Below are 13609 nucleotides of genomic sequence, written 5' to 3' on the forward strand. Positions count from 1 at the left end.
CGGGCGGTGCCCGGTGATCACATCGCAGGCATGGCAGGGCCAGTGGCCATCGACTCGATGAACTCCACAGCGTCATCAATGCCTTCTCCTGATTGAATCGATGCTTTCATCTGCTTGAGGCATTCCTTCATGGTTTGATCCTGGAGAGCCTTGGCAATCAACTGGCTGAGGTGAGCAGAATCGAGGTGTCTGATCTCCGCCCTCACGGCAATGCCATGGAATGCGGCCCGGGCTGCATTGCCGGGTTGATCCCTGGCGCATGGAACGATCACCATGGGAACCTGATTGTGTATGCATTCCATGATTGAATTGAGACCGCCATGCGTCACCATCACGGCAGTGTGTCTCAGCAATGAAAGCTGCGCCACCCATGGCAGGATCAACAGATTCTCTGTGCTGGTGAAGTGCTCAATCAAGTCAGCATCGCTGATGTGAACCACGAAGAACCACTCGGGGTGGTGTCGGCTGGCTAGCGCTGCAGCTGTAAAGAATCTTCTGGCACCGTTGTAAGACCTTGCACTCGTTCCGAGCGAGCAGAACACAATGGTTTTGTGACGAGGATCAAACGGAAGATCGGGCTCCTGTCTGTCAAGGTCGATGAAGTCACCGTAGTAATGTCTGTGCGCCGGCAGCTTTCCTGGGAACTGAAAGGCTTTGGGGCAGAGCACGATTTCAGGCAAGATCAGATGGGGGCCAATCTCATCCAGGACATAGTCCCTGTTGTGCTTGCACTGTCGACCGGAATGCCGGGCAACCCAGTGGAACGTTGCTGTGAGGTGGTGCATGCGGAGCGGAGCCCGGTAGGAGCCCAGCAGAACCGATGCCCACCGTTTGGTGACGACATGCTTCAGGTGCATCCACACCCAGGCCATGGAGATCAACCGTGCAGACCATGGTCCCCTCGCCGGCGGCATGGCAGTGATGGCAGGTGGAATTTGCGAATTGAAGGACGTAAAGAGGGATGTGGACATCTGAATTGTCGGAATCTGCATGGACAGCGCCCGTAACGCGACCGACCAGAGAAATGCATCACACAACACAAGATCGGGATGGCCTGAAGCCATGCGCTGATCCAGGGTTCCATCCACGAGCATCTGGGTGTAGCGGCGAAACGCCATCTCATTTCTCCACCGTTGTGACCACCACCTCGTCTTGACCGTCCTGTCCGGCTGGGACTGAGCACCTTCGCCTCCAGGTGTGGGTTCAGGGGGAAAGGGGATGAAGGCAAAGCCCTGCTCCTGCACCAGACTGCTCACGTTGGGATTGCCGAGATAGGTCACTGCGTGACCGCGTGCCATCAGAGCTTTGGCGAGGCGAAACGTGCCCATGTGGTGCCCTGATTCCCCGTGCATGCACACCAGGATCCTCATGCACCTCCCCGATTGCTCATGATCCAAACGAGGCAGCGACAACCGTCTTGGCCTCACGGACTTTCGTTGTACAGGCCTGGTCCGTCGGTTCTTCCACGGCCTGCTCACCGTGCTGTTCAGCGCTCAGTTCACCCGCCTGTTCAGGCCAGGAACTGATCAGGTGCCTCGTCCATTTCGGCTTCATTCGACGCTCCGCTGCGGGAAGGACAGATCCAGCACCAGGCAGCCTTCCTCGGTGCGGAACGGTCCATGCACCTCGCCCGGCGGGCGGCTGGCGTAGTGCCCGGTTTCCAGCCACATCCCGAAGGCTTCATCCCAGAGGTGGCCGCTCAGAATCAGGATCTCTTCGGGATGGTCATGCACCGTGGCCCCGAAGAGCTGGGTGTCGGCCCCGGGATGGAAGCGGGTGAGGCGGCTGATTTCGCCGGTCACCGGGTCATGGCTGAGGATCAGCTGCTCCACCTGCCCGTCGAGGCCGTCCAGCCATTGCCAGCGGTGCTGATGTGCTGGGGTCAGCGGATTCCAGTAGGTGCAGGTCGTCTTGCTCACGCAGAAATCCCCAGGTGCCGATCGATCAGTGGAGCGATCGTGGCGGGCTTCTCCTGCACCAGATCATGGCTGCCGCCGGCCAGCACCACCAGATGGGAGGCGGGGAGCAACGCAGCCAGGCGCTCGCCCACGGCCACTGGGCTGATGGGATCGGCATCGCCCCAGAGCAGCAGGGCGGGGATCTCCACCGCGGGGAGCTGGGCGGACAGGTCCACGGCCGCGTTGTCGAACCAGGGCGGAAGCCTGGGATGGGCGCTGCGGAACGCCGGGCGCCAGTCGGCGGCGCTGTGTTCGGCCATCGGCAGCCCGCCGGAGGTGACGGCCAGCACCAGATGGGTGATCCGCTCGGGGCGCAGCAGCGCCGCCTGCAACGCCAGCACGCCGCCCATCGATTGGGCGACCACGGCGGTGGGACGGTCCAGACGGTTCAGCACCAGCCCCAGCAGATCCTCGAACCCCTGGACTGCCGGATCCGGCGGGGTTTCCCCGAATCCGGGCCAGCCCAGGTGCAGCCGATCGGCCCTGTGGCGGAGCCGATCCGCCACGGGTTGCCAGACGGCGGTGCAGCCGGAGGCGCCAGGAAGAAACAGCAGCTGGGCAGGTGCCTTCATCACCATGGCGGCGGAGGCGGCGGCATCAGCGCCCTTCGCAGGGCTGCACAGCACGGAGGAACATCACCGTGTCAGGGCCGCCCGTCCCGGCGGGCTGGCGCTGCTCAACGGCAGCCCTGCACGGAGATCCGGTAGCTGAAGCCGGTGGAGCCGGGCTCCTTGGCGGTGCCCACCTTGATGTTCACCTGGCTGACCCGCTTGCCTTGCACCGCCTTGAACGGACCGAACATCTTGCCGGTGCCCAGGGCGGGCTTCATGGTTTCCTGCACGATGCGCAGGTTGCTGCCATCGGTGAACTTCAGGTAGGCCTCGATCGGATAGCTGCCCTGGTCGGTGGAATCGGCCGTGAAGAAGAGCTTGTAGCTGCTGTAGCTGCGGTCCACGGCAAAGTCGGTGTTCCAGTTGGTGCGTCCGATCGTGGAGCCGATCGGCCCCTTGGGACGCTGCACCCGCTTCTTGACGATTGGGCCGCTGCCGCCGATCGGCTGCAGGAAGGTGCAGGGCCCGGCTGAGGCGGCCTGGGGAGCCAGCAGTGCCGCGCAGGTGAAGCTGCCTGCCAGGAATCCGGCCAGGTGTCGCGCCCGGTTCAGGGCCAGGGATGGAGAACGCATGACCATGGCAACAGGGCAAACGACCCCTTCATCGTGAACACAACCTGTTGGGTGCCACCTCGGCGTCACCGACTGAAAGGACACTGGCCGAGGCCTGGGAGGGCACACGTCGAACCGCCAGAAGCACTCCCACCAACACCAGGGCCGTGCCCGTGAGCACCGGCAGGCCCAGGGGTTCCCCCAGCAGGGCCGCGGCACTGAGCACCGACACCACCAGGGTGAGGGAGCCCACCACCGCCACCGTGGCCACGCTGAAGCGGCGGTAGCTCAGCCGCAGGCTCCACTCGCTGCCGAGAACGATGGTCAGGGCATAGAGGCCGATCACCCCGGCCACCCACCAGAGCTGTAGGTGCGTGAAGTGCTCCGGCCCGAACAGCACCAGGCCGGTGGCCAGAAACACCAGGGCGGCCAGCAGTGACGGCAGACCGGTGGTGAGGCCGATGCCGAGGCCCTCCCGCCCGAGCCGCCGGGCCGTGACGGCGCTGCAGGAAAAGCCGGCCACGCCCAGGGCGCCCCAGCCGAGGCCAGCTAGCCGGTGCATCCCCATCGGCCCGCCGCTGCTATGGGAGGCCAGCACCAGGCCCAGGCCGATCACGGCAGTGGTGAGCCAGAAGCGCCTGGGCAGGGTTTCCCCCAGCCAGAGGGCTGACAACAGCGCCGAGGCCGGCAGCACCAGGCTGAACACCAGCGTCTTCTCGATCACGGCCATGCTTTCGATCGCCATGTAGCTGCCCAGGGGGCCGGCCAGGCTGCCGGCCAGCATGTCCAAGCCCAGCAGCTGCCACTGGCTGCGCCCCAGCCGGGGCAGCTGCCGACGCAGGTTTCGGCGGTCGGCCACCACCAGGCTCAGCCCCACCACCAGCAGGGCGAAGAAGAACAGGTTGCAGGCACTGATCGGGTTGAGCCCATCCACGGGATGGCGGGCGCCGTGCAGCTGCAGGCCCCGCACCACCGTGCTCTCCAGACCCTTCAGCACCACGTAGGCCAGCAGCGCCCCCATGCCCTCCCAGCTCCGCCTGATGCCGTCACCCCAGCTTCTCGCCCCCAAATGGTGGCCATTGATACAGTTGGCGCCATGGTGGTGCGGCGGCTGCGACTGCAACGGGAGCGGGGGCGTGCCTTCCAGCCCCGCTTCGCCAGCGATGAGATCGTGTCGGCCTGGCTGGGTGCCGCGCTGGCCATCAGCGCCCTGGGGCTGATCGGCGCCTGGAGCCATTACCCCCTGGTGGTGGCGCCCTTCGGTGCCTCCGCCGTGCTGCTGTTCGGGGCTCCCGCCAGTCCCCTGGCGCAGCCCCGCAACATCGTGCTCGGCAACACCCTGGGGGCCCTGGTGAGCACCCTCTGTGTGCTCGCCCTCGGGCAGCAGCCCTGGGTGATGGGTGTGGCCGTGGGACTCACCATCGGCCTGGGTCAGGGGCTGCGCTGCCTGCACCCTCCGGCCGGCGCCGTGGCCCTGCTCGGTGTGCTGCTCGATGCCAGGCCCGCCTACGTGCTCAGTCCGATCCTTTCCGGCTCGGTGCTGCTCGTGCTGATCGCCGTGCTGTTCCACCGGCTGCGGCCCGCCGCCGTGCCCTACCCCCATCACTGGCTGTGAGGGTGGGGGCCGCCAGCATCACCAGCAGGCCGAAGCCCAGCAGGCCTCCCCGCCGCGGGTCGTAGTCGGCCAGCAGCCTTTCGGCCCCAGCGCCCAGCGCCAGGCCCAGGCCCAGCTCGAACACCAGGGTCATGGCGACCCAGGCTGCGCCCACCAGCAGCCGCTGGCGCCTGGAGAGGGCCCCGAGCCACCACCGGTTCAGCCAGGCGATGGCGAGCACCACCAGGGATCCGCTCACCACGCCCAGCTGCCGCGCCGGTCTGTCGCCCAGCACGGGGCTCAGCGCCGCCTCCCGCAGGATCCCCTGCAACGACTCCAGCAGCATCATCAGCAGCCAGAGCAGGCAGGTCCGGCCCCAGCTCATGGTCCTGCGGGTGATCCTGCCGGCTCCATCTCCTCCTGGCCCCGTTCGGCCTGGAAGCGCCCGTCCAGCGGCTCGGCGGCGATGCTCTCCACCTCCCGCAGGTAGCGGGCCAGTCCGTCGCTGTTGCCGTGGGTCACGTACACCTGCCGGGCGCCGCTCTCCCGCACGGTGCGCACCAGCCCCTCCCAGTCGGCGTGGTCGCTCATCACGAAGCCGCGCTCGTAGCCACGCCGGCGCCGGGCGCCGCGCACCGCCATCCAGCCGCTGACAAAGGCCGTCTGGGGCAGCCGGAAGCGCTTCATCCACACGGAGCGGTGGGCCGACGGCGGCGCGATCACCAGCCGCCCGGCCAGGGATTCGCCTTTCGCCACCGCGCTCACCGGCCGGGTGGGGGGCATGGCCACCCCCGCGTCGCGGTAGGCGGGCATCAGGGCCTCCACGGCCCCGTGCAGCAGCACCTCATCGGACACGCCGATGGCGTGCAGCTCCGCCAGCAGCCGCTGGGCCTTGCCGAAGGCGTAGGCGAACAGCAGGGAGGGCCGCTCGGGCGCGGCCTGCCACCAGCTCCGGATCTGGCGGGCCACGTCGGCGCCGCTCTGCCAGCGGTAGATGGGCAGGCCGAAGGTGGCCTCGGTGATGAACACGTCGGCCCGCACGGGCGTGAAGGGGGTGCAGCTGGGGTCGGCGCAGCGCTTGTAGTCGCCGCTCACCAGCCAGCTCTCGCCGCCGGCCTCCAGCCTGATCTGGGCGGAACCCAGCACATGGCCGGCGCTGTGAAACGACACCCTGGCCCCGCCGAGGCGCAGGGTCTGGTCGTACTCCACCGGCAGCAGCGTGATGCCGCTGCCGAGGCGCTGGCGCAGGATCGTCTCACTGGCGCCGATCGCCCAGTACTCGCCGCAGCCCGGCCGGGCATGGTCGGCATGGGCGTGGGTGATCAGGGCCCGGGGCACCGGCCGCCAGGGATCGATCCAGGCGTCCGCCGCCGGGCAGTGCAGCCCCTGGGGGGTGAGCCGCAGCAGACCGTCGGGGGGCAGGGGCATCGGGCCGGATCAGCCGCCGGATCAGCCGCGGCTCAGGAGCCGCACTGGCAACCGCAGCCCGCGCCTGAAGCCGCGTGACAGGGCTCGTGGTTGGGGTGCCCGCTGGCGCAGGCCTCACAGCAGTAGGAGAGGTTGTTGCGCACCACGGCGGTGTCCGGCGACACCAGGCAACTGCAGCGCGGGCAGGCACAGGTCGTAGGGGCCATCACGGCACTCCGGGAACGACCTCTGCTCTAGCACGGCTGGAGCCGGCCTGCCGACTGCGGCGTTGACAGCGCCCCCAGCTCCGCCTAGCCAGAGGATGGAGCCAAGCGGTTCCGCCGTTCTCCGCGCCAGGTCCCATGAGCCTCGACAGCTTCCGCGACGACCTGGCCGCCACCGCCTGCGCCCTGGCCGCCGAGGGCAAGGGACTGCTGGCCGCCGATGAATCCACCGGCACCGTGGGCAAGCGCTTTGCCGCCATCGGTGTGGAGAACACCGAGGAGAACCGCCGCGCCTACCGCAGCCTGCTGGCCAGCACGCCGGACCTGGAGGACCACATCAGCGGCGTGATCCTCTACGAGGAAACCCTGTTCCAGGACAGCGTGGATGCCACCGGCCAGCCCGGGCCCCCGATCATCAGCCTGTTCCAGGACAAGGGCATCGTGCCCGGCATCAAGGTGGACCAGGGGGTGGAAGCCCTGCCCGGCGGCCTGCCCGGCGAGGGCTGGTGCACCGGCCTCAAGGGCCTGCAGGAACGGGCCGCCCGCTACTACGCCCGCGGCGCCCGCTTCGCCAAGTGGCGTGCCGTGCTGCGGATCTCGCCGGAGGGATCCCCCTCGGAACTGTGCGTGCGGGAGAACGCCTGGGGTCTGGCCCGCTATGCCCGCACGGTGCAGGAGGAGGGGCTGGTGCCGATCGTGGAACCCGAGATCCTGATGGATGGCGACCACGACATCGAGACCACCGCGGCGGTGCAGGAGTGGGTGCTGCGCCTGGTGTACGAGGCCCTGGCCCACAACGGCGTGTTCCTGGAAGGGAGCCTGCTCAAGCCCTCCATGACCCTGCCCGGCATGGGCTGCGCCAGTGCACCCAGCCCCGATCAGGTGGCGGAGTTCACCCTGCGCACCCTGGAGCGCACGGTGCCGGTGAGCGTGCCGTCCATCCTGTTCCTCTCCGGCGGGCTGAGCGAGGAGGAGGCCAGCCTGTATCTCAACGGCATCAACCGGGCGATCTCGCCGGCCCCCTGGCATCTGGGCTTCTCCTACGGCCGGGCGTTGCAGCAGTCGTGTCTGAAGCACTGGGCCGGCCAAGATGTGGCGGCGGGCCAGCAGGCGCTGATGGCCCGGGCGCGGGCGAATGGCCAGGCCGCCCAGGGCTTCTACGTGGCCGGATCGGAGCCCTCCGACGGGGCGCCGCTGTTCGAGGCCAACTACACCTACTGACTGTCGTCCGCTACCGAACCTCCGGTGGGGGGCCCTCGGTTCAGCCGGCGGCCTGGAAGAACGTGCGCAGGTTGGTGAGCACGAACTGCAGCCCCATGGCGATCAGGATCAGCCCGAGGAATCGGCTGACCAGGGAGGAATTGCTCCGGGTGGAGGCCCCGGGCCGCAGCACCATCACCGCCATCACCACCGCGGTGATCGCCAGGGCGATCAGCACCGCCAGGCTGGTGGGGAGCAGCCCCTGATCCGGACCGTGCATCACGGAAAGGGCCAGCACGGTGGAGATGGTGCCGGGGCTGGCGGCGAACAGCACGATCGGATCCAGGGAGGCGTTCTCCGGGCTGCCGCTCTCCTGCCCCGTGGCTGCTGCAGGGGCAGGGGAGGGCGCGAACATGCCGTACCCGATCGAGGTGATCACCACACCCCCAACGATCTGGAAGACATCCAGCGATATACCCAGCCGCTTCAGCAGCTGGGGGCCGATCGCTGCGCTCACCAGCAGGATCAGGCCTGTGCGCAGCACCACGTTGCCGATCAGCAGCAGGCGCCTGCGGTGGGGAACGCCCGGGGTGCGCTCCAGCAGCATCACCGCGCAGATCACGGGATTGATCAACGCCAGCAGCGTGATCACGGAACGGTTGAGGTCTTCCATCAGGCCGGAACCCGTGAGGGTGAGAGATCGGGGTGGTCAGGCCGGAGCAGCCTGCTCAGCTGGCGATGTTCAGCAGGGGATGTTCAGCGGGGAAAGAGGAACTGGAACTGGGCCCTGAGGGTCCAGTCGCCGGCCGCATCGGGTTTGACCACGTTCCAGTAGGCCTGCAGCGTGGCATTCACCTTCTGTTTGCCGATGGCGAACACCCGGCCGATGCCGCCGCCGATGGGCACGGTCCAGCGCTCCTCGCCATCGGGGGCGTTCCAGTTGGCGGTGATGATCGGCGACGACACCAGATACCAGCCCTTGGGCAGGTTGTAGTTCACAAAGGGCTGCACCAGGAACTGGCTCACCGACCGCCGGTCATCATCCCCGGCGAACGACCACACGTTGTTGCCCACGGCGCCGTACACCAGGCGGTCGGTGGTCACCACCACCACCGCGGCCGGGCCCGCGCTCCACTTTCCCTGCCCCAGCACATCGTCGGTGGCCGAGGGAATCACGAAGGTGGGGCCCACGCCCCAGGTGATGCGCCCCTTGGACACCGGCACGAAGTAGAACTGCGGGTTGATGTCGCCCAGCCCGAAGGCGCTGTTCGTACCGGTGGCCGACGCAGGCTGATTGACCACCGGAATGATGGTGCGGGTGACCAGCAGCAGCTCCTCGCTGAGGGGAACCGGAATCACCGGCTGGATGTTGAGCACGTTCGGCGTGCCATCTCCCGACGGACCGGCCCCGAAGTTGGTGTTGTTCTGGAACGGCACACTGATCAGGTTGGCGATCGGGTTCTGCGCCTCCCTGGCCAGCGCCGCGGCGTCGGCCTCACCCTCGGCCGGAGATTCGGCCCCGGTCTCAGCCTCGGCCGGAGAACCATCGCTCAGGTCGGGCGGGGCTTCTTCGCTCTCCGGCGCTGCCTGGGCCACCATCGTGGCGGTGTGTGCGGCCGGATCGGCTGTCCCCTGCTGGCCGGGCTTCAGCGGTGGCTGAGCGAGCGTCAGCGGTTCGCGCCAGGCTGCCGGCAGATCCGATGGCCCTGGATCCTTCGAGCGGCTGGCAGGATCGGCCCGGACCTGCGGGGCGGACGCGAGGGTCGCGGACGTGAGGGTGAGGGCCAGCAGCAGGCGGGTGCGCTTCATCGCGGCGGACTCAGGTCTGCGTAGTGTGCCGAATGGGGCCAGAGGCTCCTTCCTCGGCCTGGTCTCAGCGGCTCATGGCCAGCATCGTCTGGATGGGCGCGAGGGCTCGCTGCCGCAGTTCCTCGTCCATTTCGATCGCCGGCGCCATGGTGTGCAGGCACTGCCACAGCTTCTCCAGGGTGTTGAGCCGCATGTAGGGGCAGGCGTTGCAGCTGCAGCCGTCCGCGCCCGGCACTTCATGGAACACCTTGGCCGGCACCCGCTGGCGCATCTGGTGCAGGATCCCCGGCTCGGTGAGCACGATGAAGGCCGGCGCCGCACTCTCCGCCGCCCGGGCCAGCAGCTTGCTGGTGGAGCCGATGAAATCGGCCAGATCGAGCAGATGCTGCTGGCACTCCGGGTGGGCCAGCACTTCGGCTTCGGGATGCTCCAGCTTGAGCTGCAGCAGGGCCTGCTCGCTGAAGGTCTCGTGCACCTGGCAGCTGCCCGGCCAGAGGGTGAGCTCGCGGCCGCTCTGGTTCTGCACCCAGCGGCCCAGGTTCTGATCCGGCGCGAACAGGATCGGCCGGTCGGCCGGCAGTTGTTGCACCAGGTCCACCGCGTTGCTGCTGGTGCAGATCAGGTCGCTCTGGGCCTTCACCGCCGCCGAGCAGTTGATGTAGCTCACCACGATGTGGTCGGGGTGCTCGGCCCGGAAGGCCGCGAAGCGATCGGCCGGGCAGGCATCAGCCAGGGAACACCCGGCCTCCAGGTCCGGCAGGAGCACGGTCTTGGCGGGATTGAGGATCTTGGCCGTCTCCGCCATGAAGTGCACGCCGCAGAACACGATCACATCGGCATCGGTGCTGGCGGCCTTGCGGGCCAGCTCGAGCGAGTCGCCGATGAAATCGGCGATGTCCTGGATCGCGTCGTCCTGGTAGTAGTGGGCCAGGATCACGGCGTTGCGCTCGCGGCGCAGGGCATCGATCGCCGCCGGCAGCTGGGAGGGCGGTGGCGGTGCTGTTCCCCAGGTGCTGTGCTCGGGAGCACGGGCCTGGGTGGTCTGGGCGGCTGCGAAAACCAACCGGGAACCCCAACGGGCAGGATGATTCAGCCTAGGTAGTGGTGGATGGGTCTTCTGCGCCTGGCCGTGGTGGGAGATCCGCATGGTGCCTGGGATGGCAGCGACCATCGCCTGCTCGAGCGGCTCCGCCCCGACGCCGTGCTTGTCGTGGGTGACCTCAGCGACGGCACGCCCCAGGTGCCGGCCCTGCTGCGCCAGTTGCCACTGCCGGTGGCCTGCATCCTGGGCAACCATGACGCCGGCCGCGACGCGTCCGGCCGCACCCTGCAGCGCCAGCTCACCAGCCTGGGGGACCTCCACTGCGGCTGGGCGCTGCGGGAGCTGCGGCCGCCGGGTGTGGCGGTGGTGGGCGCCCGCCCGGGAACGGCCGGCGGGGGCTTCCATCTCTCCAAGGCGGTGCTGGCCGTCTTCGGTCCCCTCACCCTGCAGGACTCCGCCGATCGGATCACGGCCGCGGCCCTGGCCGCCGATCCGCAGCTGCCGCTGGTGCTGCTGGCCCACTCCGGCCCCTCCGGCCTGGGCAGCGGCGCGGCCGACCCCTGCGGCCGGGACTGGAAGAGCCCCGCCTGTGACTGGGGCGATCAGGATCTGGCCCTGGCCATCCGCCAGATCCGCCAGCGGCGCGCCGTTCCTCTGGTGGTGTTCGGCCACATGCACCATGCCCTGCGGCGCGGGCAGGGGGACCGGCGCAGCGTGGCCGTGGATCGCCGCGGCACCGTCTATCTCAACGCCGCCTTCGTGCCCCGCCATGGCCGCGACCTGGGGGGGCAGGAGCTGCGCCACTTCACCTGGGTGGAGCTGGAGGCAGCGCCGGAGGGGGCTGTGCTGCGGGCCAGCCACCGCTGGTATGGCCTCGACGGACAGCTTCACTATGAGGAGGTGGTGCACCAGGCGGCCCCCTCCCCGGCAGGCACCGCTCCGCTGGCCTCCGGCCGGGTCGAACCGTGCTGATCCACGCCTGCGTCAGTGCCCACGGCTTCGGCCATGGCTCCCGCACCGCCGCCGTGCTCACGGCCCTGCATGAGCGCTTTCCCCACTGGCGGCTGGTGCTCTCCACCGCCCTGCCGCCTGCCTTCCTCGCCACCGCCCTGGGGCCGGTGCCTTTTGAGATCCGTCCCTGCAGCTGGGATGTGGGCATGCTGCAGGCCGATGCCCTGGGGTCGGATCCGGACGCCACCCTCGAGGCGCTCGAGCAGCTGGAACGCCGGCTGCCGCAGCAGATCGCCCGGGAGGCCGCCTGGCTCCGGGCCCAGGAGCAGCCCCTGCTGCTGCTGGGCGATGTGCCGCCGGCGGCCGCCCTGCTGGCCGAGCAGGTGGGTGCTCCTCTGATCTGGCTGGCCAGCTTCGGCTGGGAGGCGATCTACCGGCCCCTCGGCGGGGCCTTCACGGCCTGGGCCGAGCGCTGCGAGCAGCTCTACCGCCGCGGCGACCTGCTGCTGCAGTGTCCGCTGGCCCTGCCGATGGCGTGGGGGCTGCCGACGCGGCCTCTCGGGCTCACCGCCGGCGAACCACGGCTGGATGCGGGGGAGCTGGCCCGCCAGCTGGCGCTCCCCGCCGACCGGCAACGCTGCGTGCTGCTCAGCTTCGGGGGGCTGGGGCTGCGGCTCGACCCCGGCCTGCTGTCCCTCTGGCCGGACTGGACCTTCCTGGGCCACGATCCGGCCCTGGCGAGCGCGGCCAACGGCCGGGTGCTGCCGGCGGATCTGCGCCCGCTGGAGGTGATGCGGCTGTGCGGCCGCCTGATCACCAAGCCCGGTTACAGCAGCTTCTGCGAGGCGATGGGTCAGAACGTGGGCATCCATGCGGTGCACCGTGTCGGCTTCGCCGAAGCGCCTGTGCTGGAGCAGGCGCTGCAGCGCCATGGCCACCACCGGCTGCTGAGCCAGCGCGACCTGCAGGCCGGCCGCTGGCAGCTGGATCAGCCGCTGCACCGCCCGACCCACGGCCCCCTGCCGCCGGATGGAACGAGGGCTGCCGCCGCTGCCATCGCCGCCTTCGCGGCGGAGCGGGGCCTGGTCTGAGGAGTGACTGGTCTGAGGAGTGATCAGCAGCTCCAATCGTTGTGGCGAGGCCCATCGGCGTTGCTGTTGTTCAAAAGGCATTTTTCTGGCCCTGACAGTGATTTGACCCCTCGGGGTCGCCATTGACACCAGTGGACGCCTGTGCGATTGGCACTAACAGCAACTGTGTTGAGCTGTTTGATCGCCAAATTGCTGCGCGACCTGTTGTTTTGCTTCCGGTTTTGTCCTTCGTCAAAACAACGAACGCGTTCTTCGCTGCTTCCGTCGCTTCGCTCACGGCATCGGCCTCAGCCCTGGCGCCGGCCCAGCCCGCGATGGCGGCCCTCGGTCCTCCCACCCTCGGCACAGTGGGCGGCAGTGCCGGCCGGGTGCTCACCACCATCCCGGTGCCCCCTCCCGTTCACCGCTCCCATGGCGCGTCGGCCGTGCCCGCCGCCGCCCGGCCCCTGCCCCAGCCCCACTCCGTGGCCCTCTCGGTGCCCCTGCCGCCCCCGGGGCCGCGGGTCTACGCCATCACCCCCGAGCGGCGCGCCCTGCTCAACACCATCCGCTACGCCGAGGGCACCTGGGCCGGTGGTGCCGACGTGGGCTATCGGATCATGTTCGGCGGCGGGCTGATGCCCTCCCTGGATCGCCACCCCAACCGGGTGGTGCGCACCGCCCGCTATGCCAGCGCCGCCGCCGGTGCCTACCAGTTCATGCCTCCCACCTGGGCGATGGTGTCCCGCGCTCTCGGCTTCCGGCTGCAGGGTCCTGACGCCTTCGGTCCCCAGGTGCAGGACCAGGCCGCCCTCTACCTGGTGCAGCGCCGCGGTGCTCTTCATCTGGCCGACCAGGGCCAGTTCACCCCCTACCTGGCCCACCGCCTCGCCCCGGAATGGGCCTCCTTCCCCACCCTGGCCGGCCGCAGCTTCTACGGCCAGCCCGTGAAGCGCTACCAGGAGCTGCGCCAGTTCTACGAGCAGAACCTGGCCTACCTCCGCCAGCGCCAGCAGCGGGTGCTGGACGACCTGGCCGCCGCCGAACCGCCGAAGCCGGTGAAGCCCGCCTGCCTGCCGTCCGATTCGCTCCGTTGCCAGCTCGAGGCCCTCGACACCCTCGGGCCCCGCTCGGCCAGCTGATCGCCCGACCCCCTCGAACGCGACAAGCCGAACCAGCGGCTCGGGTGCAG

General features: G+C 69.0%; 16 protein-coding genes. 5 read left to right on the forward strand and 11 right to left on the reverse strand.

All coding sequences use genetic code 11. The features are described from left to right. Positions 1–17 precede the first annotated feature (17 nt). The 5 genes from CPCC7001_RS01690 to CPCC7001_RS01710 form a co-directional block, all read right to left on the reverse strand. On the reverse strand, positions 18–1328 hold the full coding sequence (locus CPCC7001_RS01690) for a glycosyltransferase (RefSeq protein ID WP_198006441.1): 1311 nt from the start codon (positions 1326–1328) through the stop codon (positions 18–20). A gap of 222 nt (positions 1329–1550) precedes the next feature. Further along, positions 1551–1919: a cupin domain-containing protein gene (locus CPCC7001_RS01695; RefSeq protein WP_043368469.1), complete on the reverse strand. Its 369-nt coding sequence runs from the start codon at positions 1917–1919 to the stop codon at positions 1551–1553. After that, the gene (locus tag CPCC7001_RS01700; RefSeq protein WP_006909257.1) at positions 1916–2584 is read right to left on the reverse strand and encodes an alpha/beta fold hydrolase; all 669 of its coding nucleotides are present in this window, start codon (positions 2582–2584) and stop codon (positions 1916–1918) included. Before CPCC7001_RS01700 ends, CPCC7001_RS01695 begins: the two co-directional genes overlap by 4 nt. Positions 2585–2634: 50 nt before the next feature. Continuing rightward, positions 2635–3147, reverse strand: coding sequence for a hypothetical protein (locus CPCC7001_RS01705; RefSeq protein ID WP_006910129.1), 513 nt, complete (start codon positions 3145–3147; stop codon positions 2635–2637). A 22-nt stretch (positions 3148–3169) separates the two neighbouring features. Further along, positions 3170–4141: a DMT family transporter gene (locus CPCC7001_RS01710; RefSeq protein WP_043368471.1), complete on the reverse strand. Its 972-nt coding sequence runs from the start codon at positions 4139–4141 to the stop codon at positions 3170–3172. A gap of 48 nt (positions 4142–4189) precedes the next feature. Between CPCC7001_RS01710 and CPCC7001_RS01715 the strand changes: the two genes are divergently transcribed. Then, positions 4190–4735 carry an HPP family protein gene (locus CPCC7001_RS01715; protein WP_225867142.1) on the forward strand — a complete coding sequence of 182 codons (546 nt, stop codon included), beginning with the start codon at positions 4190–4192 and terminating at the stop codon, positions 4733–4735. Here the strand turns inward: CPCC7001_RS01715 and CPCC7001_RS14920 are convergent. From CPCC7001_RS14920 to CPCC7001_RS14230, 3 genes are read right to left on the reverse strand one after another with little or no spacing between them, the layout of a single operon-like run. Continuing rightward, positions 4635–5099, reverse strand: a complete 465-nt coding sequence (locus CPCC7001_RS14920) for a hypothetical protein (protein ID WP_156796641.1) — start codon at positions 5097–5099, stop codon at positions 4635–4637. The two genes, CPCC7001_RS01715 and CPCC7001_RS14920, sit on opposite strands and share 101 nt — an antisense overlap. Further along, on the reverse strand, positions 5096–6142 hold the full coding sequence (locus tag CPCC7001_RS01720; protein WP_006909908.1) for a ligase-associated DNA damage response exonuclease: 1047 nt from the start codon (positions 6140–6142) through the stop codon (positions 5096–5098). Before CPCC7001_RS01720 ends, CPCC7001_RS14920 begins: the two co-directional genes overlap by 4 nt. 32 nt (positions 6143–6174) lie before the next feature. Continuing rightward, the gene (locus tag CPCC7001_RS14230; protein ID WP_071778244.1) at positions 6175–6348 is read right to left on the reverse strand and encodes a conjugal transfer protein TrbI; all 174 of its coding nucleotides are present in this window, start codon (positions 6346–6348) and stop codon (positions 6175–6177) included. A 135-nt stretch (positions 6349–6483) separates the two neighbouring features. Here CPCC7001_RS14230 and CPCC7001_RS01725 point away from each other — a divergent pair, with 135 nt between their 5' ends. Beyond that, positions 6484–7566, forward strand: a complete 1083-nt coding sequence (locus CPCC7001_RS01725) for a class I fructose-bisphosphate aldolase (RefSeq protein WP_006911725.1) — start codon at positions 6484–6486, stop codon at positions 7564–7566. 40 nt (positions 7567–7606) lie between these two features. Here the strand turns inward: CPCC7001_RS01725 and CPCC7001_RS01730 are convergent, their stop codons facing one another. The 3 genes from CPCC7001_RS01730 to nadA form a co-directional block, all read right to left on the reverse strand. Further along, the gene (locus CPCC7001_RS01730; RefSeq protein WP_006909870.1) at positions 7607–8218 is read right to left on the reverse strand and encodes a MarC family protein; all 612 of its coding nucleotides are present in this window, start codon (positions 8216–8218) and stop codon (positions 7607–7609) included. Between the two features lie 83 nt (positions 8219–8301). Continuing rightward, complete coding sequence (locus CPCC7001_RS01735) at positions 8302–9354, reverse strand: hypothetical protein (protein ID WP_006911707.1); 1053 nt, start codon at positions 9352–9354, stop codon at positions 8302–8304. 64 nt (positions 9355–9418) lie between these two features. Next, on the reverse strand, positions 9419–10417 hold the full coding sequence (gene nadA, locus CPCC7001_RS01740; protein WP_006911037.1) for a quinolinate synthase NadA: 999 nt from the start codon (positions 10415–10417) through the stop codon (positions 9419–9421). Positions 10418–10462: 45 nt separating this feature from the next. Here nadA and CPCC7001_RS01745 point away from each other — a divergent pair, with 45 nt between their 5' ends. The 3 genes from CPCC7001_RS01745 (at position 10463) to CPCC7001_RS01755 (ending at position 13559) form a co-directional block, all read left to right on the forward strand. Further along, positions 10463–11368 carry a TIGR04168 family protein gene (locus CPCC7001_RS01745; protein ID WP_006910860.1) on the forward strand — a complete coding sequence of 302 codons (906 nt, stop codon included), beginning with the start codon at positions 10463–10465 and terminating at the stop codon, positions 11366–11368. Then, the gene (locus tag CPCC7001_RS01750) at positions 11362–12438 is read left to right on the forward strand and encodes a hypothetical protein (RefSeq protein WP_006911186.1); all 1077 of its coding nucleotides are present in this window, start codon (positions 11362–11364) and stop codon (positions 12436–12438) included. Before CPCC7001_RS01745 ends, CPCC7001_RS01750 begins: the two co-directional genes overlap by 7 nt. 221 nt (positions 12439–12659) lie before the next feature. Further along, positions 12660–13559, forward strand: a complete 900-nt coding sequence (locus CPCC7001_RS01755) for a glycoside hydrolase family 104 protein (protein WP_006909760.1) — start codon at positions 12660–12662, stop codon at positions 13557–13559. Positions 13560–13609 lie beyond the last annotated feature (50 nt).

This window comes from Cyanobium sp. PCC 7001 (assembly GCF_000155635.1).
In the GTDB taxonomy this organism is placed as follows: Bacteria; Cyanobacteriota; Cyanobacteriia; order PCC-6307; family Cyanobiaceae; genus NIES-981.